13 protein-coding genes are annotated in these 14,528 nt (G+C 62.7%); 6 read left to right on the forward strand and 7 right to left on the reverse strand.

The features are described 5' to 3' along the window. Positions 1-7: 7 nt before the first annotated feature. The 5 genes from BUS42_RS06840 to BUS42_RS06860 form a co-directional block, all read right to left on the reverse strand. Positions 8-1,444 carry a sulfatase family protein gene (locus BUS42_RS06840; protein ID WP_074306277.1) on the reverse strand — a complete coding sequence of 479 codons (1,437 nt, stop codon included), beginning with the start codon at positions 1,442-1,444 and terminating at the stop codon, positions 8-10. 233 nt (positions 1,445-1,677) lie between these two features. Further along, positions 1,678-3,084 (reverse strand): DUF1501 domain-containing protein, encoded by a 1,407-nt coding sequence (locus BUS42_RS06845; RefSeq protein ID WP_074306278.1) that lies wholly within the window; start codon positions 3,082-3,084, stop codon positions 1,678-1,680. 372 nt (positions 3,085-3,456) lie between these two features. Further along, on the reverse strand, positions 3,457-5,259 hold the full coding sequence (locus BUS42_RS06850) for an acyl-CoA dehydrogenase family protein (protein WP_074306279.1): 1,803 nt from the start codon (positions 5,257-5,259) through the stop codon (positions 3,457-3,459). Between the two features lie 130 nt (positions 5,260-5,389). Beyond that, a complete protein-coding gene (locus BUS42_RS06855) occupies positions 5,390-5,833 on the reverse strand; it encodes a hypothetical protein (RefSeq protein ID WP_074306280.1) in 444 nt (147 codons plus the stop codon). Between the two features lie 257 nt (positions 5,834-6,090). After that, entirely contained in the window at positions 6,091-7,551 is a 1,461-nt protein-coding gene (locus BUS42_RS06860; RefSeq protein ID WP_074306281.1) for an ammonium transporter, read from the reverse strand. A gap of 526 nt (positions 7,552-8,077) precedes the next feature. Between BUS42_RS06860 and BUS42_RS06865 the strand changes: the two genes are divergently transcribed. The 5 genes from BUS42_RS06865 (at position 8,078) to BUS42_RS06880 (ending at position 11,656) form a co-directional block, all read left to right on the forward strand. After that, a complete protein-coding gene (locus BUS42_RS06865; RefSeq protein ID WP_254053348.1) occupies positions 8,078-8,737 on the forward strand; it encodes a tetratricopeptide repeat protein in 660 nt (219 codons plus the stop codon). Positions 8,738-9,013: 276 nt separating this feature from the next. Beyond that, entirely contained in the window at positions 9,014-9,508 is a 495-nt protein-coding gene (locus tag BUS42_RS44825; RefSeq protein ID WP_254053349.1) for a 4-(cytidine 5'-diphospho)-2-C-methyl-D-erythritol kinase, read from the forward strand. Beyond that, entirely contained in the window at positions 9,496-9,912 is a 417-nt protein-coding gene (locus BUS42_RS44830) for a 4-(cytidine 5'-diphospho)-2-C-methyl-D-erythritol kinase (RefSeq protein WP_254053350.1), read from the forward strand. The genes BUS42_RS44825 and BUS42_RS44830 overlap by 13 nt, the downstream gene beginning before the upstream one ends. Before the next feature lie 13 nt (positions 9,913-9,925). Further along, complete coding sequence (locus BUS42_RS06875; protein WP_074306282.1) at positions 9,926-10,564, forward strand: SpoVG family protein; 639 nt, start codon at positions 9,926-9,928, stop codon at positions 10,562-10,564. A gap of 129 nt (positions 10,565-10,693) precedes the next feature. Continuing rightward, on the forward strand, positions 10,694-11,656 hold the full coding sequence (locus BUS42_RS06880; protein WP_254053351.1) for an alpha/beta hydrolase: 963 nt from the start codon (positions 10,694-10,696) through the stop codon (positions 11,654-11,656). Between the two features lie 131 nt (positions 11,657-11,787). Here the strand turns inward: BUS42_RS06880 and BUS42_RS06885 are convergent, their stop codons facing one another. Then, entirely contained in the window at positions 11,788-12,483 is a 696-nt protein-coding gene (locus BUS42_RS06885) for a phosphoribosylformylglycinamidine synthase subunit PurQ (protein ID WP_254053352.1), read from the reverse strand. Between the two features lie 173 nt (positions 12,484-12,656). Here BUS42_RS06885 and BUS42_RS06890 point away from each other — a divergent pair, with 173 nt between their 5' ends. Further along, a complete protein-coding gene (locus tag BUS42_RS06890; RefSeq protein ID WP_074306283.1) occupies positions 12,657-12,938 on the forward strand; it encodes a hypothetical protein in 282 nt (93 codons plus the stop codon). A gap of 11 nt (positions 12,939-12,949) precedes the next feature. On the opposite strand, the gene BUS42_RS06895 is transcribed toward BUS42_RS06890, so the two are convergent. Next, entirely contained in the window at positions 12,950-13,549 is a 600-nt protein-coding gene (locus tag BUS42_RS06895; protein WP_143206262.1) for a hypothetical protein, read from the reverse strand. Positions 13,550-14,528 lie beyond the last annotated feature (979 nt).

Raw genomic sequence — 14,528 nt, forward strand, 5'->3', positions numbered from 1 at the left:
CGACCGATCAGAGTTGGCCCGCGGGTCGGACGTTTTTGCCCTGACGGTTGGAGGCGGAATCACCGAGATCTTCGCGCGCGGCATCGGCCAGGCGGGAGAGTCGCTCGACCTCTTCGGGATGCTCGGCGGCGAGGTTGGACTTCTCGCCAGGGTCGGACTCCAAGTCGTAGAGACTGAGTCCGATCGCGCGCTCTTGATAGGGGGCCGGCTTACCGTCGGCGCCCGGTGGGCCGGCAAGACTGCGGTACTTGTGCGGAAAGTGCAGCTTCCAGCGGCCCGAACGGATCGCCTGGAGCTCGCGGCCCCAATAGAACGAGAAGGATTCGTGGGGACTCTTGGCGTTGGGCTGGGCGAGGAGCAGGGGAGTGATGGTTCGGCCATCAATCGGGCGATCGCCGGACCGGTCTGCGCCGGCGAGCTCGGCAAAGGTCGGGAGTAGGTCGATGGTCATGGCGGGTTCGCGGCAGACCGAACCGGCCGGGATCGTACCGGGCCAGCGGGCGGCGAAGGGTTCACGGATGCCCCCTTCGAAGGAGGTGCCCTTACCTTCGCGGAACGGTCCGGCGGAGCCGGCATGGTTGCCGTACGAGAGCCAGGGGCCGTTGTCGGAGGTGAAAATGACCAAGGTCTTCCGGTCGAGTCCTTGCGCCTCGAGTTCGGCCAGGATTCGGCCCACGGACCCGTCGATCTCTTCGATCACGTCGCCGAACAGGCCGCGACTCGTCCGACCGGCCCCCTGGGCGGAGACGTGGAGCGGGACGTGGGGCATGCTATGGGCGAGGTAGAGGAAGAACGGACGGTCCTTGTTCTCCTTGATGAAACCGACGGCCCGGTCCGCGTACCAGGTCGTCAGGTTCCGCTGATCGGGATTGGTCGCGATGATCTTCTCGCCTTCGATCAAAGGGAGATCAGGAAAGGACTTGTTGGTAGGATGCTCCGGCCACATGTCGTTGGAGTAGGGGAGGCCGAAGTATTGGTCGAAGCCGTGTCGGGTCGGGAGGAACTTGTCGTGATGGCCGAGGTGCCACTTGCCGTAGATTGCGGTGGCATAGCCGCGTCGCTTGAGGACCTCGGCGATCGTCGACTCGCCTTCGGCGATCCCGTTCTTCGAGGCGGGGCCAAGCGCTCCGAGGATTCCGACGCGGTTGGGATAGCAGCCGGTCAAAAGCGCGGTGCGCGACGCGGAACAGACGGCCTGGGGCACGTAGAAGTCGGTGAACCGGATGCCTTCCGCGGCGAGCCGGTCAATATTTGGAGTGGCGTATCCCTTGGCGCCGAAGCAGCCGACGTCCGCATAGCCGAGGTCATCCGCGAAGACCACGACAATATTCGGTGGCGGGCTCGTTGCGGCCGGCTCGGCCGCGGCCGTCGATCCCTGGAACCAAGTCGCCGCGACGGCGATAAAGACCAAGACCAACACACGCTGAGTGCTCGATGCGGGCATGCCCTACAATCTCCTCGAGGATGTGACCGAAGGTCGAGCGCATTATTGCCGACCGAGGGGGCAAGATCGAGCGATAAGTCGCTTTCGGTTGTTGAATGGAATCGCGATCGAGTGGAGGTCACGCTCCGCTCACTCGCAATCACAATGGATTTTTTTTGTATAATGATATAAATTTTTGTGATGTTGATTTAGGGGGCGACTTGCAGCGGTTTTCCGTTGCCAATGACGATGGCTCAGGTCGCGAGGCCGGGGATCGGATCCCAGCTCACCATCGTCTGGGCGAACTCTCGGGGGAGGTTGGGGACGAGTCGTAACTGGGCGACGTCGAACAAGGTATGCATGATCGTGGCGATCAGGTGGCGGGCGGTCACGGCTTCCGACTGTGGGGCCGAGCCGTCGCGATTGGAGAGGCCGATGACTTGGCCCATCGGCAGGCCGCCGCCGGCCAGCAACAACGGCCCGAGTTTCCCCCAGTGATCGCGGCCCCCTTTGGTGTTGATCCGGGGGGAGCGGCCCATCTCGCCGCAGACGACGAGCAGGATTTTTTCGTCGAGGCCGCGGGCCCGTAAGTCTTCGAGCGTGGCCGAGAGCGCGTAGTCGAGCGGGGGACCCATGTAGCGCATCCCCTCTTCCATCGTCGCGTTGTTTTCGTCGGCGTGCATGTCCCAGACGAAGTTGGTCGTCACCGTCACGAACCCGCAACCGCGTTCGCAGAGGCGACGGGCGAGCAGCAACAGCTTGCCCAGCGACTTGGCGTTGTCGGCGTAGTTTTTATGGTTCTTCCACTTCTTGCTGATGGCGTCGGGCCGGACCAAGGGGGCGGTGTCGTAGCGGGCCACGAGCCGAGGATCTTCGCGGCTCAAGTCGAAGGCCTCGGCCAGCCCTCCCGTGAGCAGGCGGTAGGCCTGATCGCGCATCCCATCGACCCCTTCCAGGGCCTTGTTCCGATCCATCCGTCGCGCGAGCTGATCGAGTACGGCGAGCAGGGTGCGCCGGTCGTCGAGCCGCTCGCGCGGGATCGCCAGCCGCAAGTCGTTCGCCGCGGAGCCGCCCTGGCTGGGATCGTAGGGGGCGTCGGCCGAGGAGAGCGGGCCGGTTGCGTTGAACCGGCCGAAGCTGGTCGTGACCGGACGTGTCGAATCATCCACGGCGCGGGGGAAGAGGACGACGTTGGTGGGCAGGCCGGTTTGCGGGTCATTGGCACCGGCGACTCGGGAATAGACGGACCCGAGATTCGCTTCGAAGCTGTCGCGGCCGACGAGCGGCTTGAGGTTGTGGTTCGCGTCCCCCGGTACGTACGACCGGACGATGGTCAGCCGATCGGCAAGGCCAGCAAGTTGGGGGAACGACTGGCCGAAGGTCAGGCCCGGAATCCGAGTGGCGACTTCGCCCGTCGCGCTCCGGATCCCGTCGGGCATACCCATCTTCGGGTCGAAGGTCTCGAACTGGCTCGGGCCGCCGTGGAGGAACAGGAAGATCACCGACTTCCCCGTCAGCACGCCAGGGATTCCCTCGGCCCGAGCGCGTAGGGTGGCCAGGTCCGACAAGGTCAGCCCACCCGCCCCGAGCGCGGCCGATCCTCCGATCCGCAAAAACGATCGTCGACTCTGCCGCGCGTCCCGGTCGAAGAGCGTCAACATGTCAGGGCCTCGCGTCGGAGGGGGTGGGGGGCGAAGGCAGGGGGAATCTCAACAGAGACCCTTGCGGATCGTTAGCCAGGGGCCAATGAAACCGATGGATCGACAGTATCTTAACCCAATCGTTCTCAAAAGAACCCGGAATCTTCTGAACAATCCGCGTCGGTCCTTGCCGGTTCCTTGGAGCGAGAGTGAGAACGGATCTCGTCGGGTGGGCACGGCCCACCACGCCTTTTGACGAGAGGCGTGGCCGGAGTGGGGCCCCGATCGTTCTCGGGGTGATACCTGGTGGGCCGTGCCCACCCTACAAAAGTCAGATTGCCCTCGCGTCGTCCACGTCTGGTCTGGTTCGGGTCCACGCCAACGAAAGGACCTCTAACCTTCACCCAGTTCCCTCACCAGGGCATTCGCCGTCTGGGAGGTGAGGTGGTCGTCATTGTTGTCGAGGTCGAGCAGGGCCTGGTCGAATCGGCGATTTGCCATTCTCAGGTAGAGTAAAGCCGCGTCCCGATTGGCCGGCGAGACCGACTCGGTCTCGATCTCGCGGTCGAGCCGAGCGAGAGTGCACGCCGAGGTCACCAGCGCGATCGCGGCGTCGGCGATCCGCTCTTGAATGTACTCGGCTTCGAGAATCGCCTCACGATGCTTGATCAAGGTCCGTTCGATCGCCCAGGCGAACCGGGTCACGCGCCGCGCCAGGGCATCGCCCGCGCGGCGGAGCAGGGGCGAGGCGACTGGGATCGCCGGTGGATGTGCCATCCTGACCAATCGGTCTCGACCGAACCGCCAAAGGGTCGGCACGAACCGAGTGGGGCGTTTCAGGCCCTCAAGGGTTGCTTTGAACCCTTCGCCGATGTCGCGCATCCCGACCAAGGCGATAAAGGCCTTGAGGACTTCATTGGCCCCCTCGCCGATGGTGTTGATCCGCGCGTCGCGCATCATCCGCTCATAGGGCTCGTCGCAGAAGTAGCCCTGGCCGCCGTGGACTTGCAAGGTTTCGTACGACCCTTGCCAGAGCATCTCGGTTGAGAAGACCTTGAGGATCGCGGTTTCGAGCATGTAGTCCTCGTCCCCCCGATCGATCAAGGCGGCGGTCTCGTAGGTGGTGGCCTCCATGGCGTAGGCCGTCGCGGCGAGGAAGGCCAGCTTCTTCTTGATGAGCTCGAGGTCGGCCAGCGGTCGGCCAAACTGCTTGCGGCGGGCGGCGTGACGGGTTGCGGCGGCCAGGTAGGTCTTGGCCGCCCCGGTGCAACTGGCGCCGAAGGTGGTGCGGCCGAAGTCGAGCACCGTCAGCGCGACCTTCAACCCTTTCCCCAACGGGCCGAGAATGTTCGAGGCCGGCACCGGCATGTCGTGGAAGGCCAGGCGGGCGGTCGCCGTGCCTCGGATCCCGCACTTGGGCATCCGCGCCTCGACCACCTCGAACCCAGGGAGGTCGGGCGTGACCAGGAAGGCGGTCACTTTTGAGTCGCCCCCTTTCGGGTCGGGCGTGCGGGCCATGACGGTCAGGACATCGGCGATCGCGCCGTTGGTGATGTAGCGCTTGGTGCCGGTCAGTCGATAGGTCTTGCCGTCTTCACTGGGAACGGCCACCGTCTGGACGTTGCTCGCGTCCGACCCCGCCTCCTTTTCGGTCAGGGCGAAGGCGGCGAGCTTCTCGCCGCTGGTCAGGGGGGGGAGCCACTTCGCCTTCTGCTCGGGCGTCCCGAAGAGCAAGAGTGCGCGGATCCCGATCGAATGATGCGCATTGACGAAGACGGCCGTCGACGAGCAGTGGCCGCCGATCACTTCCATGATCCGGCAATAGCCCAATTGGGTGAACCCGCGTCCGCCGAATTCGCCAGGCGCGGTCATGCCCAGCACGCCCAGCTTCGCGAGGCCCTCGATCACGCTGGCGGGAATATCCGCGTCGCGATCGATGGCCGCCGCGTCGATGCTCGAATCGGCGAAGCGCCGGACCGCCGCGACGGCCTCATTGACCCGGCTCCGATCGGCCTCGGGCAGCTCGGGGTAGGGGAAGACGACCTCTTTGCGGAACTCGCCGCGAAACAAGGCTTTGGCGAATCCCCCTCGCGATGGTTCCGAGAAGAGAAGCTCTTCCGCCTGCTGAACCTGCTTCGCGCGAAGCGGATCCTGCAAGGGAGAACCGTGAGCGCGGTCGGACGCGGTGACGGACATAACGACTCTCCTCAAAGGCGTGTGGTCCGGTCGTCGCACCGACCGACCGGTCAATAATGGCTCGGAGGGGAACCCACTGAGAATTCTACCCCGACATCGCCTCGAAGAAAGGTCGCGGACCGCCGCCTCTTCAGTCCTTGGTCGTCGTTTCGCTGGAATTCGGCCTGGTGGGCTGTTGATCGTTACCGGCGATTCGAATGAACGAGAACAAGGGGCTCGCGTCCTTTCCAATCCAGTAGGCAAAGACGGCCCCGAATCCGGTCATGAGCTGGGTGATCGGCTTCAAGTCGAAGAAGTGAGCGACGAGGTATTTGAACCCGCTATTGGCTCCGAAGGGGAAGAAGCTCCACTCCGTGTACAGGCCGAGGAGGAGCGCCGCAACCGCGCACGCAACCCCGCGCGGCGGCGATCGGTGTTGGGCCAGCAGGCTGCACCCAAGGCCCAGCATGGCACCTGGAATCATCAAGCCATAGAGGTTCTGGCGCACCAGCCACTGAAAGAGATAGAAGCCGAGGATCGCTCCAAGTGTGGCACCGACAAGGCCGAGTAGGTTGCTCGTGACTCTACCGATCATCGACGTTCTCCCTGTCCCAAGGGTTGGGCCGTGCTTCTCTTGGAATTGATCGAAGTCGGTCGTCCTACCATAGTAGAAGCGGTCATCATGATCCGGAAGGGGCAAAAAAAATAAGTCGCCGGGGCGGCCAACTTGGTCCCATCCAGGAGAAATCGGTACGGGAGTCGCCGGGACGACAGCGCAAAGAAAGCCCCTCCGTCCATGGCTTTTAAGGCCCGGACGGAGGGACTTGGGTTGATTTCCAGGAGTGTTGTTGTTCAGACGGTGACTGAATACTCGACCGGGGCCGCTTTCTTCAGCGCGATCGCCGGGTGGACCTGGTCGGGGAGGCCGCCCAGGAATTCGCCCGCGCCCATGATGTAGCCACGTTCGCCGTGCTGGGTCAGGTCGAGGCCTACCTCTTCCTCTTCCTCGGTGACGCGAAGTCCGACTAAGGCGTCGACCAGCTTCAAAATTCCGAAGGTGACGATGAAGCTGTAGGTCGCCGCGGCGGCCACGGACAGGACCTGTGAGGTCAGCAGCCCTGGATTTCCGTAGAAGAGGCCCGCCGGATTCGCGCTGATGCCCGCCTTGGCCAGGAGGCCGACGGCGACGGCGCCGAACATGCCCCCGACACCGTGGACCCCGAAGACGTCGAGTGAGTCGTCATACCCGAGCTTGCTCTTCATGAGGATCGCCCCGTAGCAGACGCCGCAGACGAGCAGGCCGATGATCGTGGCCCCCAAGGGGGTGACGAAGCCGGCGGCGGGCGTGATCGCGACCAAGCCGGCGACGGCCCCGGTGCAGGTGCCCAAAACGGTCGCTTTGCCTTTATGGAGATACTCGATCAACGACCAGCTCACGGTGGCCGCTGCGGCGGCGATATTCGTGTTCACGAAGGCGGCGACCGCCGACGTGTTGGCCGCCAGGGCACTGCCGGCGTTGAACCCGAACCAGCCGAACCAGAGGAGCCCGGTCCCGAGCGCGGTCATGGTCAGGTTGTGGGGGTGCATATCCTCACTCCCCAACCCTTTTCGCTTGCCCATCACCAGAACGCAGCAGAGGGCCGCGATCCCCGAGATGATGTGGACGACCAGGCCGCCGGCGAAGTCGAGCGCCCCCAGACCTTTGATCCAGCCGTTCGGGCTCCAGACCCAGTGGCAGACCGGGTCGTACACGAACGTGGCCCAGAGCAGCGTGAAGAGGATGTAGGCCGAGAATTTCATCCGCTCGGCGAACGCACCCGAGATCAAGGCGGGTGTGATCACGGCGAACATGAGCTGGAAGACCATGAAGAGCTGGTGGGGGATGGTGGCGGCATAGTCGGCGTTGGGGGCGAAGCCCACATTGTTGAGCCCGACATAATCCAGGCCGCCGATCAGGCCATGGTAGACGTCGGGACTGAACGCCAAGCTGTAACCGAAGAGGACCCACTGGAGCGCGACCACGCCCAGGAGGACGAAGCTTTGCTGGAAGGTGGCGAGCACGTTCTTACGCCGCACCATGCCCCCGTAGAAGAGGCCCAGCCCCGGGGTCATCAACATCACCAAGGCGGCACAGACCATCACGAAGGCCGTATCCGCGCCATTGATCTCGGGAACGGCCGCCGAGGCGGCTTCCTCCGCCGCATTCGCCCAGACCGGCAATCCCAACAGTCCGAGGGCGGAGAGTGCCCCCGCCACGAATGCACGCTGCCCCTTGGTCATCGTCGAAGTCTCCGCGCTGGTTGGAACGCTCATTCTCCCACCATCCCCGGAGAGCCGGGAATAACGCCCCGAAAGCAGTTCACGCCCTCGGTCTCGTTACGCGTCGCATCCCCTCGAAAGCGGATGAGCGTGGCGTCTTTTTCGGAGCTGATTGATGAGCTAGGCACGACCCTGACTCGATCATCGCCAGCACTATTTGCAGATCGAATGCCAGAGACCGAAATGATCGAAATATTGGTTTGTAAACGATTTCATGGAAACGAGTTAAGTTTGTCGACCCGAGGGAGTGGCTCCCGGCCGTCAAACCGGCGTTTGCCTTTAAGCTGTGCGGGCATGCCAAAAAAAAGGGCTTGCTCCGTAGGGCCTCGTTGGGGAAGGGCTCACACGTTTAAAGAGGGAGTTTTATTGGGGGGAGGATCGTCAATGGTTTCGAGGCGTACGGCTTGTTGAAACGCCCGCGGGGTGGGCCATCGAGCGGCCTGGTTCGGCCACTTGGGGCCGTGGGGAGGACTCCGCGCCTGGGGTGGGGGACGATATGCTGGAAGCATTGGCGTGCAGAATGATCGACCGGACGCAGGTGCAAGGGCGAACGAAGGGGCAAGGGGCAACGATGTCGGATCAAGGGGCAGGGGAGAGTCGACCGCCGAAGCGACCTGGCGGACCTGGCCAGGGGAGTCACAAACCGGCCGGCGGAGGGCCGAGCCCGGGGCCGAAGCGACGTGGCGGACTTCGCCTGAAACGTCTCATGGGGGGCGAGGGCCAGGATTTCGAGCTCGACCATCCCAAGTGTGTTGTTGAGATGGAGCTCGACTACGAGGAGGGGATCGAGTGCCGCAAGGCCGGCGATCCCGAGGCGGCCCGCGATGCGCTGCGGTACGCTTTGCAGGGGTGCGGCGACAATATGTGGGTTCACGTGGCGCTGGGGCGGATCGCGCTCGAGGACTTCAATGACGCGACGCTGGCCCGGGGGCACTTCGGCTACGCCTTCGAACTGGCCGAGCGGGCCTTTCCTCCCGGTTTCCATGGGTGTCTCCCGCAACATCGGGATGCGAATCGCCCGTTTTACGATGCGATCGACGGTCTGATCGAGTGTTATGAAGCGCTCAGTCTGCCGAACGAGGCGCAGTCGCTCCGGAACATCGCCGAGGCCCTGATCGCGGGACGGCGGAGCCGCCTGTCGGGTCCTTCCCGCGGTCCCGGAAAGCCAAAGAAGAATTAGCGATTGGCGGGGCCTGCTCCCGACCGCGCGGGAGGGGTACCGGTCGCCCGGATCTTTCGACTTTAAGGATTTTTCGGCTTGCGATGATTTCTGGAACGGGATAGAAGATCCGCAGTTCGAGACGGATGCGGTTGGAGTCGCTCCGAAGCCCACCTCGGCGGAAACGCCGATTGACGAAACTCAGGACAGGTCAATGGGTTTCCGGAACGACCGCTTACCAAATTCGTCGCGGGATCTCAGTCTTGCCATGACGGCCGAACTCTGGACAAAAGTTCAATGATCGTCCGTCCCATCGCCGGCGGCGTGGAAGTCCTCGCCCCGGCGAAGTTGAACCTGTTTCTGGAAATCTTGGGCCGCAGGCCCGACGGCTACCACGAGATCGAATCGATTATGGTTGCCGTGGACCTGTATGACACCTTGATCTTGACCGATGACCCCACGGGGAAGATCACGCTCCGATGCGATGATCCCACCCTCCCGACTGGCCGCGACAACTTGGTTGTCAAGGCAGCCGAGCGTCTTCGGGAGCGATCGGGATGCCCTCACGGGGCGTCGATCGAGCTCCGCAAAGCTATTCCGGCACAGGCTGGACTGGCGGGCGGCTCGAGCGACGCGGCTGCCACTCTGGTGGCCCTAGACCGGCTCTGGAATTTGCGGACCCCCCCGGCGCCATGGATGCTTTGGCCGGGGAGATTGGCAGCGATGTGGCGTTCTTCCGGAAGAGTCCGGCCGCCCTTTGCCGAGGTCGGGGTGAGTACGTGGAAGCCTTGACTCTGACGAGGCCGCTCCACTTCGTCCTGGTCTGTCCGCCGATTGGCATGAGCACGGCCGACGTGTACCGAAATCTGACACTGCCCGAACGGCCTCGGCCGATCGGGCCGGTTGTCGAATCGCTGGTCGAAGACCGGCCGGCTGCCCTGGGACAGAGCCTATTCAACCGGCTCCAACCCGTCGCCGAGACGCTCGCTCCCGCATTGACGCGGGTCCGTGACGCCCTGGCGAGCCTTGGCCCGTTACTTGACGGGCACCTAATGAGCGGGAGCGGCTCAGCCTACTTTGGGCTTTGTCGCAACCAAGGCGCGGCACTCGCCGCCGCCCAGCACCTTGAAACGCTCGGACTAGGACGAGTCCGGGTCGTATCCTGCGGCCCTAGAGCAGCAGAGAACGCCTCGTAAAGGAGTACCGGCTGTGGAGATCACCGAAGTCCGCATCAAGCTCATGGAAGACAACTCGGGCAGCAACGAGCGGTTGCAAGCCTTTTGTAGCATCACCTTCGATGACATGTTCGTCATTCGTGACCTCAAGATCATCGAGGGCGCCAAGGGCTTCTTTGTCGCCATGCCTTCCCGCAAGTTGACCGATCGTTGCCACCACTGCGGAACGAAGAACCACTTGCGGAGCCGGTTCTGCAACCAGTGTGGCAGTCGATTGGATGAGAATCGAGCCATCCGTGACGCCGACGGCCGCGCCAAGCTGCACGCCGACATCGCGCATCCGATCAATTCCATGTGCCGTGAGAAGATCCAAGGCGCTGTCCTTGCCTCCTATGCCGACGAACTCGAACGTGCCAAGATGCCCGGCTACGTCTCGCGTTATGATGACCTCGACGGCGAATACGAAGTGCCGTTGGAAAGCACCGCACCGGGCGCCATCGGCGCCGTGGGCGAGCCCCCCTTGCGTCGCGGTCCGCTCCGGGGCCACACCCAGCATACCCGGGGCAATCAGTCCGTGCTCCGCGGGCCCCACGTCCCCCCTCGCAAGGAGAGCTCGGTCGAGGGCGTTGCCTCCGACCGCGAGTCCGGACAGGGCTTCGCCAGCGGACTTTGAGCGCTTCGCGTCTTTCGGCTGGATCAACCGACCGGCCGAACGACGCGTTCCGCTGACCCGATCCCGACCAGCCACGGCGCCACTCCGCGCCGTGGCTTTCGTTTCGTGATATCGGGAGCTTCCCCCATCATGGTAGAATCGGTCTTCATGAAAACGACCGAGCAAGAATCATCCTCCATGAGTCCCGAGCCGGAGTCGGAGCCGAGGCAGCCCGTCCGTGCCCCAGGCTTGATCCGGAGGATTCGCCGTCTGCTCCGCCTCCCCGTCACCATCTACATCGGTGTGGGCGTCATGCTCTTCGCGATTCAGGTCGACCTGATCTTCCCGGGTGCCAAGCGTCAGGGCGATCCATCCACCCTCGTGAAAGCACGTCCCGACGAACAAATCGTCACGCTGACCACCACGCATGACGACCGCGTCGTCGCCCTGTTTGCCCCGGCGCTGACCCCCGACGGAAAACCCCACCCGAACGCGGCCGCGTGCCCGAGCCTGATCTACTTCTACGGCAACGCGATGTGCCTAAGCGACGCCATCGACCAGGTCGATCACTTCCGACGGCTTGGCGTCAACGTGCTCGCACCCGACTACGTCGGCTATGGAATGAGCGGCGGCAAAGCCTCCGAAGCGGGTTGTCAGGCCACGGCCGATGCCGTACTTGCTCACTTGAAAAGTCGCAAGGACGTCGATCCCTCCAAGATTATCGCCGCCGGCTGGTCGCTCGGCGGAGCGGTTGCCCTCGACCTCGCCTCGCGCGGTAAGGTCCAAGGCGTCATCGCGTTCTGCACCTTCACCAGCATGGCCGAGATGGCTCGGCGCAATCTCCCGCTCCTCCCCGCGTCGCTCCTGTTGCGACACCGCTTTGATAACGAGACGAAGATCGCCAAGGTGACCTGCCCGATCTTGCTCGGTCACGGTCGCCGCGACACCTTGATCCCCCACGCGATGTCCGATCGCCTGGCGAAAGCCGCTCGCGCCCCGGTCATGCGATTCACGGTGGAAGACGCCGGCCACAATGACTTCTTCGCCACGGGCGGCGACCAAGTGCTCGACGCGATGCGGACTTTTATCGCACCCTACGTACGCAGCGAGTAAAGTCGGGCTGTACGGGCGATGAGGGTGGAAACTTAGTTTTGCCAAGGCATGATGTGTTGAAACGAAAATGGGGAGCTTTTGCTCCCCACTCTCGTTTCGAAGGCATTCGACATTCCAACGCCGGACGGCATTTAGCGAAGTGATGCGATTGCGTTCTGGAAGATGCGGAGGCCATCGCACGACGGGGCCGAGCCTGGGTCGCGTCGGGTCCATCGGGGGTGGTGGATCGGATCGATGAACCGCTCGGGGTGGGGCATTAATCCGAAGATTCGGCCGGTCGGGTCGCAAAGGCCGGCCACCGCGCCCGGGGTTCCGTTGGGATTGGCCGGATACTCCTCGGTCACCGCGCCGGACGCGTCGACATAGCGAAGCACGACCTGGCCGGCGGCCTCCAGCGTGGCGAGGGCATTGGGATCGGCCAGGAGGAACTTGCCTTCGCCGTGGGCGACGGGAAGTTCGATGGGGGTCGCGTCGGTAATGAACGGCGAGAGGCCGGGCTGAGGCTGCATTCGCACCCAGCGCGACTCGAAGCGGCCCGATTCGTTATGCGTCAGCGTGGCCTGGGTTGGCGACGGCCCACCGGGGAGGAGCCCGGCTCGGACCAGGACCTGGAAGCCGTTGCAGATGCCCAGGATCAGGCCGCCACGCTCGTGGAACTGGCGCAAGGCGTCACCGAGGACGGTGCCGAGCCGGGTCGCGAAGATTCGGCCCGCTCCCAGGTCATCGCCGCGGAGGATCGGCGGCCAGGCACCTAAGACTGGGTATAGCCGGGGTACTTGGTAGTGAATTGGGGCTGGCAGCGCGGCAGCTGTTTCCCCTAAATTCACCAAGTCCCTCCTTTGAAGTGCCTGGCCATGACTGCCGTATGCAACGCCTTCCGGGTGGCGTCGATCTTGGCGTGGGCTTCGGTTAGGTCGTTGGAGAACGCGTCGGGGTCGTGCATGGGAGTACCCGCGTCTTGGGTTTGGGAGACGGAGTAATTGTAAGTTGGGGGTGGCGCATGGGGATAGGTGGACTGGGGTTTAAAGTGCTTTGCGACCAGAAGCGTGGCCGCACCTGGATGCAGGAGATTGGAAAGCGTGGCTTCCGGGCCACCGTGGACCGTTACTTTGACGGCGATTCCGCAGCGTACCTCCGCGTCCAGCGTGCCAGGGCCTGGGAGCACGGCGTAGGCGGGTTCGTGGACCGCGTGCTACAAGAGCGGCTGGATAAGGGGGAGCGGATCGCCAGCGTGGAGTTGCCGGTGGTTTGCGATCCCGAAGAGGATGGGGTTCCGTTTTGAATCCGATGGGTTCAGCGTTTAGACTTTGGATCGCTCTTGTCCAAAGCCCTAATGCTGGATTCGTGCTTAGGCATTTCTGGAAGTGGCCCGGCTTTCTTCTCTTCCCTGTGCTTCACCTTGCTGGACGCCTCAATCGCCTTCTCAGCTCGTTGTTCCACTTTCTCGATACCAGCCGTAATTTTATCTTTAATCATGTCTTTGATTGTGTCAATGCAAAGACCAATGGCAATTCCTAGAAGCAGGATATGCCAGGACCGCCTAAGCTTCCGAAAACGTCCATAGATCGGTCGCCCGTCACTGACTGCTTTATCCCAGCCCTCCCGATCAAAGTTTATATAGAAGACTGGTTCGCCTGGCTCGTCGGTCGGAAACTTGTCGCCGTTTATATCCTCGCCTGCCAAAAGGCCGCGATCATTGAGGTTCTTGAAGATCGCCTGAGCCATTTCAGGGTCGAAAACAGGCCGCCCGCCGTCGGGATCGCTGGTATGCCTCTCGGTGAGAACCCAAGACTTCCACCAATGCTTCGAGCCGTCGTATCGCCTCTCCATCCAAGCCGCTGCGTGAGCGACGTTCTTGGCAAACTCTTTCGTTCCCTTGTCGAACTTGCTCATCGAAGCCTCTGCTGGACGGTTCCAGTGGAAAACGCCCATTCTCTCTGGTCTCGCGGAGTTACGTCAAGAGAGGTGGCATCTCGCCCATCCCGCCGTGCGGCAGGTTAATTCTTCGTTCGACAACAGCTTATCCCGAAAAAAGACGTATCACGCCATCCTCAAGGACGCGGGATTGAAGCGGGCAGGTGAAAAGCCCTGCTCGAAGACAGCCGTTCGTTGAAGCCAGCGGGATCCCGAGCCTCGGTTCATAGAAGCCCCTAATGGACACCTGGTCCATGGGACAAAAGCTTGCGGCAATAGCCACTGTTAGACGACGCCAAAATTGGCGAGTGCGGTCTAGACCGATCGAGAATCAAAGAGAATGATTAATGCAAAATCGGCGCAAAAATGTGAAAATGGGCAATTTGGCGTTTTCGATTAAATGAAATTGATATCGCATTCCAATTCAAACAATACCCGGTAAAGTCCGCGATTTCTCAACGATCTCAGGCTATCTTGGCCATTCCCCTCGACCCCTGAACCCTATCGCCGAATCATTCGGGTGGGCCAGGGGGCGGACTCCTCCGGCAGGATCCACGAAGCCAATTTCAGCCGCCCGGCGTGGCCGGGCGAGAGGTGGACGCTATGCGCGCAGATGACGATTCCGAAGCTTACCAGATTATGCAATTCGCCGATGACGGGTGTCCGAACTTCCCGGATGACGACGCTCTGCCCCGCGAACTAGAGGCCGAAGTGTGTGGCCGCCATGAGATTGACGGTCTCGGTCATCTTGATGGTATCCCGCAGGTTGACCTGGTGGGCGAGGTCGGGCCCCACGAAGACAATGGAGGGCGATCTGGGATGCTGGCACTTCGGGGGGGCCAGCGAATCGAATAATCCTTGACCAAACCGGACAACCTGCCCTATTCTCGGCTCCGCACGGGCAATGAGGCCCGGCGGTCGTGAGGGTGGTAGGATGATCTCCGAGGTAATCAACCTG

It is taken from the genome of Singulisphaera sp. GP187 (assembly GCF_900129635.1).
Lineage (GTDB): Bacteria > Planctomycetota > Planctomycetia > Isosphaerales > Isosphaeraceae > Singulisphaera.

What these genes read in the sequence shown, in the direction of transcription:
- BUS42_RS06860 (WP_074306281.1), bottom strand. Translation starts at nt 7,551, where the DNA reads ATGAGCGTTCCAACCAGCGCGGAGACTTCGACGATGACCAAGGGGCAG.
- BUS42_RS06890 (WP_074306283.1), top strand. Translation starts at nt 12,657, where the DNA reads ATGGGGATAGGTGGACTGGGGTTTAAAGTGCTTTGCGACCAGAAGCGT.
- BUS42_RS06845 (WP_074306278.1), bottom strand. Translation starts at nt 3,084, where the DNA reads ATGTTGACGCTCTTCGACCGGGACGCGCGGCAGAGTCGACGATCGTTT.
- BUS42_RS06850 (WP_074306279.1), bottom strand. Translation starts at nt 5,259, where the DNA reads ATGTCCGTCACCGCGTCCGACCGCGCTCACGGTTCTCCCTTGCAGGAT.
- BUS42_RS06855 (WP_074306280.1), bottom strand. Translation starts at nt 5,833, where the DNA reads ATGATCGGTAGAGTCACGAGCAACCTACTCGGCCTTGTCGGTGCCACA.
- BUS42_RS06895 (WP_143206262.1), bottom strand. Translation starts at nt 13,549, where the DNA reads ATGAGCAAGTTCGACAAGGGAACGAAAGAGTTTGCCAAGAACGTCGCT.
- BUS42_RS06880 (WP_254053351.1), top strand. Translation starts at nt 10,694, where the DNA reads ATGGTAGAATCGGTCTTCATGAAAACGACCGAGCAAGAATCATCCTCC.
- BUS42_RS06840 (WP_074306277.1), bottom strand. Translation starts at nt 1,444, where the DNA reads ATGCCCGCATCGAGCACTCAGCGTGTGTTGGTCTTGGTCTTTATCGCC.
- BUS42_RS44825 (WP_254053349.1), top strand. Translation starts at nt 9,014, where the DNA reads ATGATCGTCCGTCCCATCGCCGGCGGCGTGGAAGTCCTCGCCCCGGCG.
- BUS42_RS06865 (WP_254053348.1), top strand. Translation starts at nt 8,078, where the DNA reads ATGATCGACCGGACGCAGGTGCAAGGGCGAACGAAGGGGCAAGGGGCA.